An 18,186-nucleotide genomic window follows, 5' to 3' on the forward strand; every position below is an offset into this window, starting at 1 on the left:
GCACGCCCTGGTCGAGGTCTCGCATCACGGCGGCGAGATCGGCCTGCTGCGCGACCTGTACATACGCCAAGGCGTCTGACACGGCCTCATCGGGGGCAGTGCACACCGCCATGGGCAGGGTTCTGGTGGCGCGGGTAGGACAGTCGGCCGCGGCCGGTGATCAGGCAGATGTCGGCGGCCGCGGGCGCGCGGCGGCCGGAGGCGGGGGCGCGCCGGTCGGCCAGAAAGACGGGGCCGGCCTGGCGGCCTTGGAGCAGGCGGGGCAGCAGCCGGGCGGTGGCGGTGGCCCAGTGCACGTACTCAAGGGTGCCGCCCTTGGAGGTGACGCGGGCGCGGCGGAACTCGGGGTCGAGATCCTCAACGTCGAGAGACAAGATCTCTTCCGCCCGGGCTGCTGTCTCATACAGCAGCCGCCACAGCACCCGCTCGCCCAGCGGGTGGCGATCGTCGGTGAACAGCGTCTCCAGCCGGGCGTAGGGGATGGCGCGGTCGCCCGCGAGGTGATCGACGCCCACCCCCGGGCATCCTGGCTGCCATCCCGTGGCTGCTGGTATGCCCCCGGACCTACACCGCCTCGCGGCCCCGCGAGGCGCACCGAGTGGCCCTGGCCACGGCAGATGATCTTCCCCCCGGTGAGGGCTTGGCGGACGAGATTGTTGCCGACGGTGCGCAGGTGGTGGGCCAGGAGGCCGGGTAGATCGAGGATCACGACCAGGTCCGGCGCATTCTCGGTGGGCCGCTCGCCGGGGCCGGTCGGAGCGATGTCGAGGTGGTCGGGCAGAGTGCGGGCACCGGCAGCGCCCAGGACGCGGCGTATGGTCTTGGGGCGACCTGGTGCTCGGGTGCCAGGGCCCTGACGGTAGGCCTCCACGATGGTGGCGGCCTTGTCCTGGTCGATGACGATGGATCAGCATACGGTTTGCGCAGGTAACGGTCGCGTCCCGATTGGATCGGCTGGCCCCGGGTGTCCAACAGGTGGGGCCGGAATACGAGCGAAACATGCCACCGCCTTGTTCAGCGCGGTTCGCCTTGATTGGGCCGCGCCGAAGCTCTGGACCGGACAGAAGCGAGGCGCTGTCCGGTTACGAAGGAGCGGGGAACCGACACCCCGAAAAGTAGGAGTTTCTGCCGAGGGCTTTGCACTCGCTGGAGGGGCCGACGCTCTAAACCGGTATGAGCGTGGATGAGGGCAATAACCGCCCCAGCCAGCCGGTCGGAGACATGGTGGTGCTGTTCAACGCGGTAGCGGCCGGGATCGGCGGCCTGTATGTGAGTACCCGTTCAATTGCGGTGACCGGGCTGGCCGTCGGCCTGGTCATCGTGCTCTGCCTTGTGGTACCGCGATTTCGTCGGTGATGACTCTTCGCCGGTACTGGTAGCCGGGATGGCGCTGATCGTAGCAGGTGGTGACGAGGCCAGGTGATCACGAGTGAGGATTCTGATCCTCCGGAGTATGAGAGCTTCGAAACGTTCTTCAAGCAGCAGTTCTCGCGCGTCATGGCGCTGTTATTGAGCCATAACTACAGCTGGGAGGAAGCACTGGAGGCCACGGTTGAGGCGATGGCTCGTGCCGGGGTGGGCTGGGAGGCCATTCGGTCTCCCTACGCCTGGGTGTGCAAGGTGGCCTTGAGGCAGGCGGCGAAGGTGGCTAAACATGACCGGCGGGGCCTGACGCTGGCAATCGAGGGCGGATGGGCGGGGTCTTCCCATGAGGATGAGGCCAGCACCTCGGTCATCGAGGAAAAGTCGGAAGTCGTGGCGCTGCTGGCGTGCCTGCCGGACAAGCAGCGGGCTGTCATGGCCTGTTACTACGACGGGCTTAATCCCGATGAGATCGCCGGAATTCTCGGCATGAAGCGAGGCACGGTGAATTCGAACCTGCGCCATGCACGGCGCAAACTGAAAGCTGTGCTCCGGGATAGGGAGGAGGGCAGGTGAGGAACGACCACGAGCGTGACATGGATGCCCGGCTTCGGAAGAGCCAGCGTGAGCTGGCGGCGGAGCTGTCGCAGGAACTGGATCTGGACGCGATCCTGGCGAGCGTCCAGGCACGCTCCGCCGAGATCCGCGCCGCCTTGAACGTCCCGGCCAAGGCAGCGATCTGGATATCGTTGGGTCCCGCAACGATCTCGATCGGCCGCTACTTTCGCCAGAACGCTGAGGAGACCCTCGACGACCTCACGATCTGTAAGGATCTGGGGTTGCCGCCCAGCACCATCTACCCAGTGATCCGTCAGTTCGTCGAAGCGGGCTGGGTGGAAGAGCGATGGGAGAGCGGTGTCCCAGAGGGCCAGCCGCGCCGCAAGCTCTACCGTCTGACCGCTGAAGGTCCTCGGGGCATCGGCGAGATGACCGCCTACCTCGAACAGCAGAAAGCCGGTGCGTTTCTCACTGGTGGCCTGCTCCACCGCTCCCTCACAGAAGGGACCTGACCGTGCTGCTCCTTTCCATGATGTTCGGGTTCCTCCTGGTGGGCGGCGTGTTGAGCGCCGGGATGTGGGCGGTCGGGGCGTTCAGCAACAACTACACGCAGTCGGTGAACGGCAAGAAGGGCTTCTTGCTCACCTCCAGTGCGGCACTCGTCCTGGGGGCACTCACGTTCCTGTGGGATTACGTCACCCCTGAAGGTTCGGAACTTCCCACCTTCGTCAGTGTCCCGCTCGCCGTGGCATGGCTTGCCTATCTACTGTTCGGCTTGCTCACCGCCCGGTACGGTTTCGTGCGGCGAGTAATCCGCCTGACAGTCCGGCTGTCGGCGCGTTGGCTTCCGCCGGCCGAACGAGCCGACTTCATCGAGACCACACTCACCGTGTTCTACGGCATCCGATCGCTATATCGCAGCCGGTTGATGACCAGCACACTGGTCCGTAGCCCGCTGATGGGACTGCGACGCCGACAGGCACAAGCCCGCCTGCTCCAAAGGCTCGAGGAACTGACCCCCTGACGCGGGACGCGAGCCGTGACCTACACAGCATCTTGTCGGCCATGGACTGCCCGTCCGGGCGGTGGATGCCGGCGCAGATGCCGGTCAGGATGTGCAGGTTGATGCCGCGCGGCGCGAGCTCGTCCTCCAGGAAGACCAGCAGCTCCTTGACGCTGCGCGCGACGCGGTCGGGCTTGGTGATGACCAGCGTGTCCCCGGCCTTCATCCCAGCGATGACGGCCTGGAGCTTGGGGCAGTCCTTGCGACGGGTGGAGATGATCTCCTCCACAATGTCGCGGCACGAATGCGCGAGGTGGTCTGCATGTTGCGGGCGTGGAGACCACTTCGCGCGGCTGACAAGGCTGTCGGCAGCGCGACCATGAATGAGGAAGCTCAGCATCCCCTGGTGTCCTGAAAGGCGGCACCGTGAGCAAGCCGGGTCTCGACGACGGGGATCGCGGAGAGCCCAACGACCTTGCTACGGGAGAGGCGTCCGAGCACGCGACGAATGCTCTCGTAGAACAGGCGGAGCTGGGCTCGTGCTCCGGTGCGTGGTACCGGCGGGCGAAGATGGCGATGAGCCAGTCACCGTACAGGGTGTCCTCACGCCGGACCCGGGCACTGGGAACCCTCCGGCCCGGGCACCTGCCCCGAAATTGTCGGGGGGAACGGGTAGGGCCGCGCCAAGCACTCAGGCCCGATGCCTGATCCATCTCCTGACTCCCAATGGTGGTCTTCCGCGGGGGGCGTCCGCGATGCTCGCTCTTGCCCCGCTTGTCGGGGGCGATACGGGCGCGGCGACGGAGCTCGGTGACGGACGGGATCCGACACGCGTGCCATCGGTCGATGGGGCGTGGCCGCGAGCTGGAAGCCTCCGAGAGCCAACGGAGGTCGCTCCAGCTCCGCTCGGGTCGGCTCACCGGAGAAGCGCCCGTAGGCCGCTGCTTGATCATCGGACAGGAACTCAGCCGTCACATACCGTCATCGATAAGGATCAAGGCGTCGCTACCGCTAATTCCTGAGGAGTTCCTCCTCGCCCCCCAACACGGCCAGGGGCACGCGGCCATCGCGCGCCCAGGCGATCAGGACGTTCTTCCTGTTCCTGGAACTCCCGGCCGGCCGGGCCGCCCGGGCGGGAATCTTCACCCCGGGCAACTCACTGTCTTGCGGTGTAATGATAGTTACACCGCAAGCATAGCGGGAAAGATCGTCAGCGGCTGAAACCGTAGACGAACTGCGAGTTGCCGGAGTTGTACGGCTCGGGCAGCACCCACCTCTGGTCGGCGCCCTGGTGGCAGTCCCACAACACCAGCGACGTGCCGTTGGCGGTGCTGCCGTTGTTGGCCAGACCCGCGCACTTGCCGGACTTGGAGTTGCGGATCAGGTAGTGGTGGTTGCCGTCGAAGGTGGGGGTGAGGACCCACCGCTGGTCGTTGTGGCCGTGGCAGTCCCACAACACCAGGGAGGTGCCGTTGGCGGTGCTGCCGTTGTTGGCCAGGCCCACACACTTGTTGGTGCCGGCGAAGCTGCGGATGGAGACGTCGGAGCGGCCGAACCAGGACTGGTCGACGCCGCCGTGGCAGTCCCACAACACCAGCTTGGTGCCGTTGGCGGTGCTGCCGTTGTTGGCCAGGCCGATGCACTTGGCGCTGAAGGAGGCGGCGGACCGGATGGCGGTCGGCGTGTCGGCCTGCGCGGCCGACGACAGGCCGAAGGCCAGCGCGAGCGCGAAGGGAAGGGCCAGGAATGAGCGGCGCACGATTTCCTCCTGATTGTGTGAACGTGTCACCCCAATGGCGTTCCACTCCGTTCCTCCAGATGGAACGGCTATCTGAGTAGGTTCTGGAGGTATGTCACTCCAGACCGGGGGCGCGGGCGTCCTGCCTGGAGGCACTCCGGCCTCGGGGAACATCGGCACAGCGGTTATCGGTGAGAACGATCATGGTCAGGACGCGAGTGCGCTGACCCGGTTCTCGTACTCGCGGCGGGTCTTGCGCTGAGCCGGGGCCGCAGGGGCACCTTGGCCGCCGTCGAGCGGCTGGCGGCGGGCGAGGAGTGCGAGGTGGGCCGACAGCATGAGCTGAACGCCGCCCGGCCTGCGGTTCTTCTGCCGGTGACACCAATTGGTGTCACCGGTCAGCGGCTCAGGCCGGGCCCGCGGTCGACGCCCTGGCTCGGTAGCGGCCGATAGGGCTGCGGGCGCACACGCTCGCTCTGCCGCCCCAGCGCCGGACGATCCGGGCCGTCGCCGCGGGCAGCCGTATCGCGCTGGCGCTGAGCGTGCTCGGCGCGAGCGGCATGTTCGCTCTCGCGCCGGTCGAGCGGCAGGTAGGCGCGACGCCGGCGTTCGTCATGCGCAGCGGCCAGTTCGGCCTGGCCCGCCTGGTGCACCTGGCGGCCGCGGCCGACGCGATGGGCGGCGGCGTCGACGTCACGTGCCCGTGCCCCGCGCCGGGCCGATTCCCAGTCACGTTCGAGATCGTGGTGCCGGCGCCGAACCAGCGGCCAGGCGGTGACCGGCGGGGCCATGGCGGCGGTCTGCTCGGCGGCTGCCTCCAACACCGGGCTCTGCCGCAGCACCACGGCCAGGCGCTCACGCGCGGCGGCCAGGTCCTCGCGCAACCGGGGCAGCGCGGCCTCCAGCTCGCGGCGCCGAGCCCGATGCGAGGGACGCAGGCGGTCCAGCCCGTCCAGCTCGCGCTGCAGGCGGCTCTCGCGCTGGACCAGCCGGCGGATCTGCTCGCGGCCGCCGGCCACCTCCTGGCGGGCCTGCTGCAGCCGGCGGGCGGCCTGCTCGGCGGCCTCGACCTGGCGCGCCTGCTCGGCCAGGTGGGCTCGTTTCTGCTGCAACGCCTGCTCGGCAGGACCGCCGCCATCACGGGCGTAGTGGCGCATGTCCTGCTCGGCGGCCTGCACGGCGGCGGCCGCCGCAGTGACGCGCTCGCTCAGCGTGTGCTGGCGGGCAGCCAGCTGGCCGTCGGTGAGCAGGCCGACCCCGTACGGGCTCCGGGTCAGCGCCAGCAGAACGCTGGCCCGGCGGACGGCCGCCGTTGCCTCACGCTCGGCGTCGACCAACTCCTGTCGGGCCCGACGCAGGCCTTCGCCATCTCGCACTTGTCCTGCGTGCTGACCGGCGATCGGCTCGGTTCGGTGGTGACCAGACGGTTGGCGCGGTCGCCGCTCAGGGTGGCGGCGTAGGCGGCGACGACGCGCTGCAACTCGACCTCATGCCCCTCCGGCTCGCCCAGGCGGGCCCGGTCGGCATCGCTCTCCAGCAGCTCACGCGGCAGATACAGGTAGGCGGCATCGCGATCGCGGCTCATGGCCGCATACAGGCTGTGCGGGTCCAGCCCATACCCGTAGACCAGGGCCCGATCCACAGTGGCGCCCTGCGTGGCGGCCACCGTCATGGCGGTGCCGTACCCGAGCCCGCCGGCCGCAATGAACCCCCGGTCGAGCCACTGCCGTTCCAGGCGCGGCCCATCAGCACGCGGAGCACGCCATTCGACCAGCACGCGGAGCACGCCGTCGATGGCCACCACGCGGCCGCGGTAGCCGTTGATCACGTCGGCACCCTGGCCACCCCGGGCCCGGTAGCCGTTCTTGTGGACCCGCACATGATCGGCCAGCCGTTCCACGGCGTTTGCGTCTCCGGCATCGGCACACGCCCACAGCTCGCCCACCTGGCCCTGCTCGGCCAGCAGCCTTGCCACCAGCTAGGCCAGCATCTCAGCTGCGTCCATGTCCCCGGCAGTCGGGGGCGGCGGCGGCCGGGACTTGACCGTCACGCGGGCAGGCTTTTGATCATGACTTTCGAGCGGTTCGGGAAGGCGCTGCTGATCGCCTATTCTGAGGCGGCCCAGGCTGTCGACCCCACCGCTGCTCTGCTCGGGCCCGGCGGGGGCTATGGCAATGTGATGATCCGGCCCGCAGACTCTCCGCTCGCATGCTGGCTGGTCGAGCAGCTGATCGCCGTGGTTACCGAGGCGGGATCGGTGGCGTTGCCCTATGCGGGCAGCTACACGCAGACGCTGGCGCTCACTCACTCGTTGATCGTCCGCGTGCGCGATGTGGCCACCACGATCACACCGGGGGAGAAGCCACCTCTGGCGCACTGGGAGGCGCTGAAGGACCTGCGGGAACGGTGCTCGCTGCCCGAGATCATCAACAGCACCGACGCGCTGCCGGATCAGCTCATGGTCTGGATCGGCGTCTGTTTCGGCTCGAAGTGGAACGGGTGATGAACGAGCACGATCAGCTCGCCGGCGACGCGATGACCACGGAATCGGTGCCGGCGACCGAGCACTGGGCCCGGCGGCGAGCCAGAGAGCGACCGGCCGATCATGAGAGGTCTGCCAGTCAGAGGTTCGCCGACCGGGCCATGGGCGCGATGGCGACGGTCCCGCCGGTCATGACCTCGTCGCGTCGCGGACACCGTCCCTGAGCTCTTCGGCGCGGCTGGGGAAATCGTCGGTCCTGTCATTGCCGGAGTTCGGCTGCCATCCGGCGCTCCACGGGGATGAACCGGCATCGGGCGTGACCGGCAGCATCGCGTCTCGGGCGTCGATCGCCTGCTCAGGCAGGGGACGGACGCAGGCCGCCGCGGCGCAGGCGGTCAACGTCAGGATGACCAGTGCCGCCGTCGCGCCGCCTGGTCCCCGGTCGAACAACCCGCCCACCGCGATGCCGCCGCCGAACGCGACCAGGCCCGACAGGAACGTCTGCACGCCCAGGTACGCCCCGAAACGCGTCGGCGGGGCGAGCCGGGCGATCGTCTGGAACACCGCCGGCTGTAGGAGTCCGTCGGCGAGCCCGTGCAGCACGGCCACCAGCACCAGGCCTGGCAGCCCGGTGCCCGCGCCGGTTGCCAGCAGCAGATGGCCGCCTGCGGTGAGCAGCAGTCCCGCGCGCAGCACGTGCGGTCGGTCGGCGCGGCCGGGTACCGCGCACCACGGCTGGACCGCGGCCGAGACCATGGCGAGCACGCAGGAGAACACGGTGACCGCCGCCGCGTCCGCGCCGCCGAGCGGTACGACCACCGACGACTGGTCGGTCAGCAGCATGGCGGGTGCCGACACGGCCGCGAACCCGATGAAGACCCGGTCCCGCAGTACCGTTCGCACCCCGGAGACGACCCCGTGCGGCACCCGTACGCGCGGGACGTGCCGCAGGAGTGAGAACAGGAACGCCGCCACGCCCCACAGCGCTGTCGCCGTCAGCGCCACCAGCCAGTAGCCGACGTTCAGCAGCGCCAGCCCGAGCACCGGGCCGGCCACCGCCGCCACCTGCAACGTCATCGCGTACGCCGCGTATCCGCGCGCCCTTCGCCGTTCGGCGAGCCCGGCCAGCAGCGACTGCGCCGCCGGATGGAACAGCGCCCCGCCCGTGCCCAGCAGCACCATGGCGACGATCAGCCAGGGCAGGCTGGACACAATGCCCAGCAGGGCGAACCCGGCCGCGCGCAGCAGGCACGCCAGAATGCCCATCCGTACCGGGCCGAGTACGTCCACCAGCACGCCGACCGGCAGGGAGAGCGCGTGCTGCACGAGATTGCGCAGCGCCAGCACCAGGCCGATCCCTCCGGCGGCCAGCCCGAGGTCGGCTCGCAGGTGCAGGACGACGTGCGCCATGGCCGCGAAGTAGCCCAGCGAGATGGCCGCCTGAACGGTGACGACCACGGTGACCGTGCGACGGTCACCGTGGTCTGCGGGGGAGACGATCACGCCGCGGGCAGGACGTTCAGCCGGTACAGCAGTTGACGGGCGAGCGTGGCGCGCTTGGCGGCGTCGGCGTCCTTGGCGATGTCCATGTTCAGGGCGAAGGTGTACAGGCGTCCGCCGCGCTCGACCCAGCCCGTCCACCAGCCGGTGCCGGGGTTGGGGGCGTTCTGCCAGCCTGACTTGGCGTACAGGGTGTACCCGTTCTTCTTCTCCATCAGGATCAGGTCCTGCACGGTACGCTGGTTCGCGCGGGAGGCGGGCAGGCGCAGGGCTGCCAGCCGTTCCATGAACCGGGTCTGCTCCACCGCCGAGATCTTCAGCGGGCCGTCCAGCCAGAACCGGTCGACCACGGTCCCGGTCTGCTGGTTGCCGTAGCCAAGCCGGTGCAGCCACTGACGTTCGCGCGTGAGGCCGATGCGGCGGGCGATCACCTGGAACGCCGCCGCGTTGGAGATGCGTACGGCCTCCCGCATGGTCATGTCCTTCTCCCACTCGGGATACGGCTGCGGCGTGCCGTCCCAGGGGATCACCTCGTCGGGGCTCTTGACCACGCCCGTCTCCAACGCGACGAGCGCGTGCGGGACCTTGAAACTGGACGCGGGCACCATCGGCGTCTCCGCGCGCCGCCGGTCCACCACGGTCGTCGTCTTGGACGACACGTCCAGCAGCGCGAACGTGCCCCGCACCCCGGCCGTGACGAACACCGTACGCAGGTCGTCGCGCACGGTCGTTCCCGGCCGCACCTCGGCAGTCACAGTGGCGGCGCCGGCTGAGGCGGTGGCCGCGTACGAGGGGGTGCCGAGGAGGGGGAGTGAGGTGAAAACGATGACGCCCAGCCCGGAACGGAGGGCCTGGGGGATTGCCTTCTTCATGCGCAGAGGAGATCACGGGACATCTGAACTGTCCAATATCGATATCACTGGACGGCCGATATTCGAATTCGTATACCCGCTGGCAGAGAAGCCGCCGACGGCGACGATCATGGATCGCTCACCGCTGCCGTTCGGCGTCTCCCCCTACAGCCCTTGTTGTCTCAGGGCGTGGTCGTGGCGGAGGTCTCCCAGGGCGGTCAGGATTCAGACCGAGGGGTGGGCGGGGTGGTGGTGGGGGACGGGACGGGGAGCGACCTGTTCGGGCCGAAACTCGAAGCCGCCGTCGGCTTGCTGGTGGGCCAGCAGGTAGCCGATCGCCCGGCGGGCCGGTCCAGCATGGCGGCGGCGGCCAGGCCCTCATCGCTCTGATGTGGCGCGAGCCGCGGGCATGCGCACGTGGGCGCGGAACGGCTGTTCCGCACCCACCGTCGATCCATCTGTTTCAGCAGCCGATCGGCGCATCCACCGTGACGGAGGCAGGGCCGTAGAAGCTGGGCCCGCCGGGACCCACGGGCCCCTGGGACAGCTTGACCTCGGCGCGAATCGTCGATCCGCAAGGGGCGGTCGCGGTGGTGCCCTCAACGGTCACGGTGTTGTTCCAGATGCTCACCGACTGCCGCCGGGAGCCGAGGAACAGGCCACCGACGACTTGGCCGGACACCTCCACCTCTGCGCGCTGTGGGGTGATGACTCCGCCGGGGCCAGGCTCCGCGATGCCGGGCGCGCCGACTGTGCCGTAGAACCGCGCCTGAGTGCCCGTGAGATCCACGCAGGCCTTAGTGGAGAGACCCGAGATCAGGACACTGTCACTGCAGGTGGTCGTAGTCGTGGCGGCGGATGCCGGGCTGCTCAGCGCGAGCGCCCCCGCGGCCGCCGCCCCTACGGCGAGTACCGCGGCTCCACGCTTGACGATCTGCTTCAACGATTTCCCCTTTGATGATCGGGCGTGCGGCCTCGCGCCACACACAAGCAGTAGCATGTCACACATGACATGATGTAATGGTGAGCGCCAGGAGAACTGCCTGAGAACCCGTGGGAAAAGGCTTGAGCGTTTAAATCGGGCGCCCAAAACCGCAAAATCGGAAAATCGAATGGGGCTCGAACGCGAAGGCGCAACCCCGGCCGCCGTGGCGGCGGGCGGATGGCCAGTGCGGTTGGCGCTGCTGACGTAAAGGACCGGGTGGCCGGTCAAGACGGGCAGCTGCTGATCGCCTATTTTGAGGCGGCCCAGGCTGTCGGCGGCCGTCACCCAGTCTCTGCTTGACAGGCACGTCACTCCCATGGCCTTTGGGTCGGTGTGTCCGGTGCAGGCCACGGCGCCGTCGACGTGTTGCAGCCACCAGGACGCTCCGGCGCCGAGCATCCAGGTGATCGCGAAGGCGAGCAGGACGGCGGCAAAGATGAGTGCGACCGAGCGATGCTTCATGACCGTCAGAGGTTCACGGGGGTTCCTCCTACCTTGACGGCCATCAGGAGACGACGCCCAGGGTTTCGGGCGTTTTTCCAGGCTGCCGTTTGCAGTTCGGAGGCGGGTTTCGTCCTGCATGAACTGGCTGTTTAGCCGGCGAGGGCGCCGGCCGGCCGGGGCGGCATTTCGGTGTGCGCACGGCGGGTGCGGCACTGGCAGGGGCCAATGATCAAGTGATCTGTGTTCCTGCCTGATCGCTAGGGCGCCGCCCTGTACGGCCGGGGCACGATCCGGCTGTGGGACGTGGCCACGCGCCGCCCTGCCGGTGTGCTCCGCCCGCGTGAACACGCCCTCATGGAGAAGGTGGTGTTCAGCCCGGACGGGCGGACGCTGGCCGGCGGCGGCTCTCGGGGCAAGGACGCCAGGATCTGGTTCTGGGATCTGAGAGGCCGGTCGCGGACCGGTCACCCGCTCAGTCCGCCTGGGCGCGCCGTGCACGCGGTGGCGTACAGCCCCGACGGACGCCTGCTGCTGGCCGGCGGGGTCCAGGGCGACGGCGATACCTCCTCGGGCGCGGTGTGGAGCTGGGACGCCGCCTCCCACGATCGCATCGGCGACCCGCTGCTCAGGACCGGTCCGGTGTCGCTGGCGGACATGACGCTGAGCCCGGACGGCCACGTCCTGGCCGCGAGCGGCGCCCCTCGCGGCACGGTGAACCTTTGGAACGCGGCGACCGGCGAACAACTCGGCACCCTGACCGCCGATTCGCCGGACGCGCAGACCTCGCTCGCCTTCGCCCCGGACGGCCGCACCTTGGCCGTCGGCGCGGGCAGCGAGCAGGACGGCATGATCGGCCAGAACATCGGCGGCACCGTCCGCCTGTGGGACATCGGCCTCCAGCGCAGGATCAGGACGTACCCGGGTTTCGGTGCCGTGGTCTCGCCGGCGTTCGGGGCGGACGGCCGTACCCTGGCGGTGACCAGGGATTCCACCGTCGACGGCGAGATCACGGTATGGGACACGGCCCGCCGCCGCAGGATCGGCGAGCGACTGGCCGGCATCCCGGGCTGGCCGCGTTCCCTGGGGGTGAGCCCGGGCGGCCGGCTCTTCGCCACCGGCTCCGCGAACGTCAACAGCTGGAACGCCGACACCCGGCTGAGCTCGGGCGTCGACGCCACCGTCGAGGACGGCGGCACCGTGCGGGTGTGGCGCGCGAACCCCTGGAAGGAGGAGGCGACCTTCACCGACCCGAGGGGCGCGGTGAACGCGGTCGCCTTCAGCCCCGACGGCACCCTGCTGGCGGCCGGCAGCGGCGGCGAGTCCGCCTCCCGGGGCACTTCACGCGTCTGGGACCTGCGCTCCCGTAAGGAGATCCTGTCCTTTACGGAGCCGACCGGCCCGGTCAAGGCGGTCGCGTTCAGCCCGGACTGCAGGCTCATGGCCGGCGGCAGCGGCAACGTGTCCGACAGCGGCGGCACGGTACGCGTCTGGGACGTGCGCTCCCGCAAGAGCCTGGCGTCCTTCTCCAACCCGTCCGGCTCGGTCACCTCGCTCGCCTGCAGCCCCGACGGCCGTACGCTGGCCACCGGCAGCCGCGGCGGCGGCGCCACCGGCTCCGTACGGCTGTGGGACGTCGCCACGGGAAAACAGGTGGGCACGCCCTTGGCCGACGGCATCGCCCCGGTCACCTCGGTCGCGTTCAGCCCCGATGGCGACTTCCTGGCCGCCGGCAGCGCAAACACCGGCTCCGTACGGCAATGGCACGTGGCCACCCGCCAGCAGATCGCCTACCTCCCGTTCGCGGACGGCTGGGTGTCCTCGGTCGCGTTCAGCCCGGCCGGGGACATGCTCGCCGCCGGCGGCGACACGGTACGCCTCTGGCGGACGGCCGCGCCGCAGGATCCGGTCGCCGCCGTGTGCGCGCTTCCCGGCCCCTCGCTGGCGCGGGCCGAATGGCAGCAGTACGTCCCAGAGGCGGAGTTCCGCCCGGTCTGCCCCTGCCCCCGGCGGGCCGGGCGGCTTGGCGACAAGATGACCGGCCGCGGGCGGAGGCTTGGCCATGCGTGCCGACCAGCCGGGAGCTGTGTCAGCCGGCAGGGAAGGTAGGGCAGCAAGCCATCGGAATGCCGTACGCGGACATCGGCCGCGTCCCTGAGCCGATACAGCTGCTTCAAGGCGTCGCCGCTCACGCCCAGCGCGCCGGCCAACAGCTCCAGAGTGGCGATCGTCGGCACCGATCTGCCGTTCATGACGGTGCTGATCGCTCCCGTCGACAAACCCGCGGCCTTGGCCAGGTCGGCCTGCCGCATGCCCCGCCCTGTCATGGCCCCCCGCAGCCGGGCGGTGAGCTCGGCGCGAGCGCCAGATGGCCCTATCTGCTTGCCCACGCCCACCGAGCCCTTCTCGGCCTCGCGGTTCATCGTGGTTCAGATCACTCCCTTGAACACTGTCCGAGCGTACATCTGAAGGTGAAGTACCGCCGGATCCTCCGGCCGAGGCGACCGACAGCGAAGGAGCGTTCGTCATGCTCGACCCTGCCCACCTCCACCTGTTCGCCCTCCTCGCGGCTCCGGCCGTAGTGGGTGTGCTGGCGCGGCTGCTGCGCCGGCCTCGCGGCGGCATGACGGACATCGCTCGCGTCCTGCTCGATCTCGTCAGCCTGCGCATGGTGCTGCGCGATGCCGGCCCCGACCAGAGAGCGACGCTGCTCAACGCGCACCGCGCCTGGCGTGCTACCGCCGCCGTTCACCCAGAGGCAACCATGCGCCCTGCCCGGCAAAGGACCTCGAGGCGGCGTTGATTCCGCCAGAAGGGGGGCAGCCCACATAAGCCCAAAGCCCACATTGGGATGATCTTGAAGCGGAGATCGGCAAACGTTCACGCTGGTTGAGATCGAATGCTGCCACGAATAATGCCCTATTATCTGGGGCATCGTTGATCGCGACCTACGGCGACGGTTCCGGGCCGCTATGCGAAGCGGCCCTGTCATCTGTGGCAAGGGGCAGCGGTGGCCACCGTCGCGCGGCTGCCCGTCGGGAAGGCGCTCACCGTCCGCGGCGCCGCGGACGCCTTCCCCGACGCGCTCGGCAACCCGAACACGGTGCGAAACTACACGATCGGGTTCGACGGCCCGGAGGTGCCGGCCTGGGCCAAGCGCTTGACCCCGCCGGACTCCGAGACGCCGGCGCGCTCGAAGATGGCGATCGACCGACTGATCGCCTGCCGCGAGGTGCACCTGCGGGAGAAGCGCTTTTACCGGATGCTGTACGAGACCGTGGCGCGGGCGGAGGAGATTTTGCCGCTGAATATCGAGGACCTGGACTTCGCCGGCCGCCGCGCGCTGGTGAAGGCCAAAGGCGCGCAGTCCAAGGCCCGCCGGCGCGGCCAGGCCCGCGAGGATTTCGTGCTGAAGCCGGTGTACTGGGACGCCGGCACCGCCCGGCTGCTGCCGCGCCTGCTGAAGAACCGCACCCGCGGCCCGGTGTTCGTCACTCACCTCGGGGAGCAGAGGGCGAGCCTGCTGATGTTGATGGCCAAGTCGCGGCACAAGAAGGCAGAGAACGTCCGTCGCTACTTCAAGCCGTCGCCGGACGCCATCGCCGAACTCACCGGCCTGCTCGCACCCGGCGACACACGCCGAGGCGGCGGCACGTAACCGAGCCGGCCGACCCGTCGATCCTGATCATCTCGACCGTCCCGAAACCACCGAGCCCTGGAGTTGACATGGCTGACATGATCGTGACCGACCCCGTCACCCGCGACGTTCTCGCGACCTTTGAAGGCGTGCGATCCCGGCTGTTCCGGCGCTTGGAGGGCTTGACCGACGCCGAGTATCACTGGGAGCCGGTCGGCGACTGCATCGGCATCCGCCCCGGCGACGACGGCCTCTTCCGCGTCGCCACGCTCTTTCCGGAATCGAGTCCGGACGCGCCGGACCCCGTCACGACGATCGCCTGGCGCATCTGGCACATCGGCAACCTCTGCCTGCGAGGCTACGTGATCTACTGCTTCGAGGACGTCCCCGAGCTCGGCGACCGCCACGAGTGGCCGGGCACCGCGAAGGATGGCGTCCAGGCGCTCGCCGAGGACTGGGAGCACTTCATCTCCCGTATCGCAGCCCTCGGCGACGAGCGCCTGTTGGCGCCGATAGGCATGGGCCCCGGCGGTTGGGCCGATGAGACGTATCTGAAGCTCGCGCTGCACGCTCTGAAAGAGGTCACACATCACGGCGGCGAGATCGGCTTGCTGCGCGACCTGTACCTGCGCGAAGGCGTCTGATTTCGGCGGTGGGCGACCTTGTCCGGGCCCCGGCGCCGACCGTTCAGGGGGATTGCCACGTGGCAGGGCCGGCCGAGGGAGGGCTTGTCTGCGGTGGGTGAAATCACGTTCTTGCAAGATCTTCGTGCAGGGGTGAGCAGGAGTCCGGAAAGCTTTTCAGCTGGCCCGGCCCAAGGTCACGGTGCGGATTCCGGGTGTGAAGTCGCCGAAGGACTGTTGCCAGGACTCACCGGGCCAGTAGTACGTCACAAGGCCCTCGGCGGGCCGGTAGTGGGCGGTGTAGAGCGTTACCGTCCCCTGCTCGTCGACGGATCGGTACAGCGGCGGCTTGAGCATCGCCGCCACGTCCGCGCCCGCGGCGCGGACGGCTCGCAGCCGCTCCTGCGTCCGCATGGCCCGCTCCTGCTCGTCGGTCACCGGCAGGTGCTGGTGATTGGAGGCGCAGGCGTCCGGTGCCACCGTCGGCGGCATGTCCGGTCCCACGAACACCGTCATCGCCTTCTTCGGATCGACAAGGGTGAGGTTCTGGGGGACGGCGACCGGCAGTGACCGCAGCCTGTCGACCGCCTCATCGACGGTGTCGCACGTCTCCAGCAGGTAGCGCACGAGGATGAGAATGGCGAAGCCACGTCCGTAGACAGAACGTCCGCCCCAGGTGAGCGAGATCGCGAGACCGGCGTCGTTCATCCCGTCCAGCAAGCCCCACAGCATGTCCTGCATCCCGATGACGGGGCGCAGGAAGCAGGAGGAGACGATGGTCCCCTCGCACTGATCGGGCCGCAGGTCATAGTTGCGCAGCAGAGTGCCGTTCTGGCCGATCTGGGTGCAGGACTGGGAGAACGGCCGCAGTGCCGCATGGGTGAGGAAGACTTCCGCCTCGGGCCGGTCGAGTTGGCCGGCCAGGCGGTCCAGAACCGGGACCAGTTCCGGCAGGTGCGCACGGAACAGCGCCCGAACACGATCCGCGCCCTCCGGAGTCCGGCCCTCCTCGGTCAGCAGGCCCTCCATGTCCTGCCACAGGGCCCGGGCGTGGGCGGCCCACCGCTCGTCGCCGCCGTCGCCGACCTCGATCGCCTGGAAGGTCTTGTGCTGTTGCCGCATGGCTGCCACTTTCCCTGTGAGAAGCGGACGAGGTGAGGGCAACCTAGCTAATTGTGCGGCTAATTCACCAGGTGGCCATCGGCGACGGCCAGGCGCTGGATCTGATGGAGCCGCTGAATGCGAGCGTGGCCGATTCCAAGTAGGCGAACATGTCCCGCGTTGGAGAAGCCGGGAGGTACGGAGTGTTCGAGATCGGACATGATGGGCGGGTGCTGCGTTATGTACTGTTGCGCGACGCTCTTCGGAACCTCAGTCTTGGGTCCTCGGCAGGATGTCGTGCGGTGAATCATCTGGGCCACACGGGATCGGATCCGCTGCAAGGATGACGGCCGTGCGCCGCTACGAGACGAGTATGTACGACAGCAACCGCTGGGACGGCTTCGAACTCCGCCCCGGCGACATCATCATCAGCACCCCGCCAAAGTGCGGGACGACGTGGACGCAGATGATCTGCGCCCTGCTCATACTGCAGGAACCGGAGCTCCCGCTCCCGTTGGACACACTCTCGCCGTGGATCGACATGGTGACTCGCGCCCGCACAGACGTGTTCGCGGACCTGGAAGCCCAGACGCACCGCCGGTTCATCAAGACCCACACGCCGCTCGACGGGATACCCAACGATCCGACGGTCACGTACATCTGCGTCGGTCGCGACCCGCGCGACGTGGGGCTGTCGATCGACCGCCATATCGACAACACCGACATCGGCGCGTTCCTCGGCCAACGCGAACGGGCGGCCGCGATCGACGGTATCGAGCTCGGACCATTGCGGCCACCGCGGCCGCGCCCCGACGGCGAGCGGGACCGCTTCTGGCAGTGGGTCGACGACGAGACGCCATCGACGCAGGTCGGGTCGTCACTGCGGCGCACTGTAGAGCACCTGCAGACGTTCCGGGACGCCGGCGACGATCTCGACATCGTGTACTTGCACTACGACGACCTCAAGGCCGACCTGGAGGGGCAGATGCGGCAGATGGCCGCGCGCCTCGGCATCGACGTCGATGAGCACCGATGGCCCCGCCTGGTCCAGGCGGCGACGTTCGAGTCGATGCGTAGCAGGGCCGACACGACCGTCCCCGCCGGCGGTCCGGAGCACTGGATCGATCCCGCCGCGTTCTTCAGTCGCGGCACGAGCGGCCAGTGGCGCGACCTCCTCGACGACGCCGACCTCGCCCGATATGCCACGCGCGTGCGGGCGCTCGCGTCCGACGATCTCGTCGAGTGGGTGCATCGCGAGCCGATCGACTGAGATCCCCGTCCGGCGGCATCCCCGCACTACCCAAAGCTGATCGTCAGCGCCGCCCGCCGCCCATAACCGCCGATCCGCGCTCGGGACCAACATCAGGGGTCTGCGCCTCTACCAACGCCGGATTCGGCGATCGGGGGCAGTGTGGCAGCGCGTCGGCTAGCGAATCTGGTCACCCTGTGTGATGGTCGTAGCGCCTTCCTCCTTGCCGCCAGCGGCCGGATCCGGATCGCCGCCGACACTGCGCCGCCGCCCCGCCCCTCCTCGGTGCGAATGACCTCGGGCCGGCGAGTGCGGTCAGCTCTCACGAACAACGGACCCGACTCCAGGCCCAAGATCGCGGTCGAAACTGGCAAGCAAACGCGGTCCGTTGTGGCGAACATAAGCAGTGCGTCGCGCGGGCGGCGGCGCTCTGGTCCATCGCCGCGAGCTCGTGGGGCGCCAGGTCGCGGGAGTGGACCGTTGCCACACGTGGCGCCGTGCCGTCGTCGACGAGAACGAGGGCCATACCGGCCACGTCAGCCTGCCCTCTCAGGATCGTGATCTGCTCATCCGTCAGGTTGGTCGCGTTCGTGACGAGCCTGACGCCTTCAGGCGAAGCATCTGCGCCGCCACTGTGCTGCAAGAGGGCCCGAAGC

18 protein-coding genes and 2 pseudogenes are annotated in these 18,186 nt (G+C 69.0%); 10 read left to right on the top strand and 10 right to left on the bottom strand.

Features of this window, described 5'->3' with window-relative positions; translation table 11 throughout:
- Positions 1-86 precede the first annotated feature (86 nt).
- A complete protein-coding gene (locus tag ABZ459_RS49955; protein ID WP_357987680.1) occupies positions 87-515 on the bottom strand; it encodes a tyrosine-type recombinase/integrase in 429 nt (142 codons plus the stop codon).
- Positions 516-1,173: 658 nt separating this feature from the next.
- Between ABZ459_RS49955 and ABZ459_RS49960 the strand changes: the two genes are divergently transcribed.
- The 4 genes from ABZ459_RS49960 (at position 1,174) to ABZ459_RS49975 (ending at position 2,944) form a co-directional block, all read left to right on the top strand.
- Positions 1,174-1,356 (top strand): hypothetical protein, encoded by a 183-nt coding sequence (locus ABZ459_RS49960; protein ID WP_357987683.1) that lies wholly within the window; start codon positions 1,174-1,176, stop codon positions 1,354-1,356.
- A gap of 63 nt (positions 1,357-1,419) precedes the next feature.
- The gene (locus ABZ459_RS49965) at positions 1,420-1,938 is read left to right on the top strand and encodes an RNA polymerase sigma factor (RefSeq protein ID WP_357987686.1); all 519 of its coding nucleotides are present in this window, start codon (positions 1,420-1,422) and stop codon (positions 1,936-1,938) included.
- Positions 1,935-2,432, top strand: coding sequence for a PadR family transcriptional regulator (locus tag ABZ459_RS49970; RefSeq protein ID WP_357987689.1), 498 nt, complete (start codon positions 1,935-1,937; stop codon positions 2,430-2,432). Before ABZ459_RS49965 ends, ABZ459_RS49970 begins: the two co-directional genes overlap by 4 nt.
- Before the next feature lie 2 nt (positions 2,433-2,434).
- Positions 2,435-2,944, top strand: a complete 510-nt coding sequence (locus ABZ459_RS49975; RefSeq protein ID WP_357987841.1) for a hypothetical protein — start codon at positions 2,435-2,437, stop codon at positions 2,942-2,944.
- A 97-nt stretch (positions 2,945-3,041) separates the two neighbouring features.
- Here the strand turns inward: ABZ459_RS49975 and ABZ459_RS49980 are convergent.
- The 4 genes and pseudogenes from ABZ459_RS49980 to ABZ459_RS49995 form a co-directional block, all read right to left on the bottom strand.
- Positions 3,042-3,323 (bottom strand): annotated as a pseudogene (locus tag ABZ459_RS49980) (recombinase family protein); the annotation flags it as partial.
- Between the two features lie 810 nt (positions 3,324-4,133).
- On the bottom strand, positions 4,134-4,682 hold the full coding sequence (locus tag ABZ459_RS49985; RefSeq protein ID WP_357987692.1) for an RICIN domain-containing protein: 549 nt from the start codon (positions 4,680-4,682) through the stop codon (positions 4,134-4,136).
- 377 nt (positions 4,683-5,059) lie between these two features.
- Positions 5,060-5,998 (bottom strand): hypothetical protein, encoded by a 939-nt coding sequence (locus tag ABZ459_RS49990; RefSeq protein ID WP_357987695.1) that lies wholly within the window; start codon positions 5,996-5,998, stop codon positions 5,060-5,062.
- On the bottom strand, positions 5,935-6,636 hold the full coding sequence (locus ABZ459_RS49995) for a hypothetical protein (RefSeq protein WP_357987698.1): 702 nt from the start codon (positions 6,634-6,636) through the stop codon (positions 5,935-5,937). The genes ABZ459_RS49990 and ABZ459_RS49995 overlap by 64 nt, the downstream gene beginning before the upstream one ends.
- Before the next feature lie 93 nt (positions 6,637-6,729).
- Between ABZ459_RS49995 and ABZ459_RS50000 the strand changes: the two genes are divergently transcribed.
- Positions 6,730-7,164 carry a hypothetical protein gene (locus tag ABZ459_RS50000; RefSeq protein ID WP_357987701.1) on the top strand — a complete coding sequence of 145 codons (435 nt, stop codon included), beginning with the start codon at positions 6,730-6,732 and terminating at the stop codon, positions 7,162-7,164.
- 168 nt (positions 7,165-7,332) lie between these two features.
- Here the strand turns inward: ABZ459_RS50000 and ABZ459_RS50005 are convergent, their stop codons facing one another.
- The 3 genes from ABZ459_RS50005 to ABZ459_RS50015 form a co-directional block, all read right to left on the bottom strand.
- The gene (locus ABZ459_RS50005) at positions 7,333-8,646 is read right to left on the bottom strand and encodes an MFS transporter (protein WP_357987704.1); all 1,314 of its coding nucleotides are present in this window, start codon (positions 8,644-8,646) and stop codon (positions 7,333-7,335) included.
- Positions 8,643-9,515, bottom strand: coding sequence for a class D beta-lactamase (gene blaOXA, locus ABZ459_RS50010; protein ID WP_357987706.1), 873 nt, complete (start codon positions 9,513-9,515; stop codon positions 8,643-8,645). Before blaOXA ends, ABZ459_RS50005 begins: the two co-directional genes overlap by 4 nt.
- Positions 9,516-9,957: 442 nt before the next feature.
- Complete coding sequence (locus ABZ459_RS50015; protein ID WP_357987709.1) at positions 9,958-11,061, bottom strand: hypothetical protein; 1,104 nt, start codon at positions 11,059-11,061, stop codon at positions 9,958-9,960.
- A gap of 189 nt (positions 11,062-11,250) precedes the next feature.
- Between ABZ459_RS50015 and ABZ459_RS50020 the strand changes: the two genes are divergently transcribed.
- Positions 11,251-13,029, top strand: coding sequence for a WD40 repeat domain-containing protein (locus ABZ459_RS50020; RefSeq protein WP_357987712.1), 1,779 nt, complete (start codon positions 11,251-11,253; stop codon positions 13,027-13,029).
- 71 nt (positions 13,030-13,100) lie between these two features.
- On the opposite strand, the pseudogene ABZ459_RS50025 reads toward ABZ459_RS50020, so the two are convergent.
- Positions 13,101-13,343: pseudogene (locus ABZ459_RS50025) on the bottom strand (helix-turn-helix transcriptional regulator); the annotation flags it as partial.
- Positions 13,344-13,447: 104 nt separating this feature from the next.
- Here ABZ459_RS50025 and ABZ459_RS50030 point away from each other — a divergent pair.
- The 3 genes from ABZ459_RS50030 to ABZ459_RS50040 all read left to right on the top strand — a co-directional run bounded on the left by ABZ459_RS50030 (position 13,448) and on the right by ABZ459_RS50040 (position 15,201).
- A complete protein-coding gene (locus ABZ459_RS50030; protein WP_357987714.1) occupies positions 13,448-13,723 on the top strand; it encodes a hypothetical protein in 276 nt (91 codons plus the stop codon).
- Positions 13,724-13,930: 207 nt separating this feature from the next.
- Positions 13,931-14,578 carry a hypothetical protein gene (locus ABZ459_RS50035; RefSeq protein WP_357987716.1) on the top strand — a complete coding sequence of 216 codons (648 nt, stop codon included), beginning with the start codon at positions 13,931-13,933 and terminating at the stop codon, positions 14,576-14,578.
- A 68-nt stretch (positions 14,579-14,646) separates the two neighbouring features.
- Positions 14,647-15,201, top strand: a complete 555-nt coding sequence (locus ABZ459_RS50040; RefSeq protein ID WP_357987718.1) for a DinB family protein — start codon at positions 14,647-14,649, stop codon at positions 15,199-15,201.
- Positions 15,202-15,357: 156 nt separating this feature from the next.
- Here ABZ459_RS50040 and ABZ459_RS50045 read toward each other — a convergent pair whose 3' ends face one another.
- Positions 15,358-16,302, bottom strand: coding sequence for a C45 family peptidase (locus ABZ459_RS50045; protein ID WP_357987838.1), 945 nt, complete (start codon positions 16,300-16,302; stop codon positions 15,358-15,360).
- A 331-nt stretch (positions 16,303-16,633) separates the two neighbouring features.
- Between ABZ459_RS50045 and ABZ459_RS50050 the strand changes: the two genes are divergently transcribed.
- Positions 16,634-17,551 (top strand): sulfotransferase domain-containing protein, encoded by a 918-nt coding sequence (locus ABZ459_RS50050; protein ID WP_357987721.1) that lies wholly within the window; start codon positions 16,634-16,636, stop codon positions 17,549-17,551.
- Positions 17,552-18,186 lie beyond the last annotated feature (635 nt).

Origin of the sequence: Nonomuraea sp. NPDC005692, from assembly GCF_040631115.1 — a bacterium.
Lineage (GTDB): Bacteria > Actinomycetota > Actinomycetes > Streptosporangiales > Streptosporangiaceae > Nonomuraea.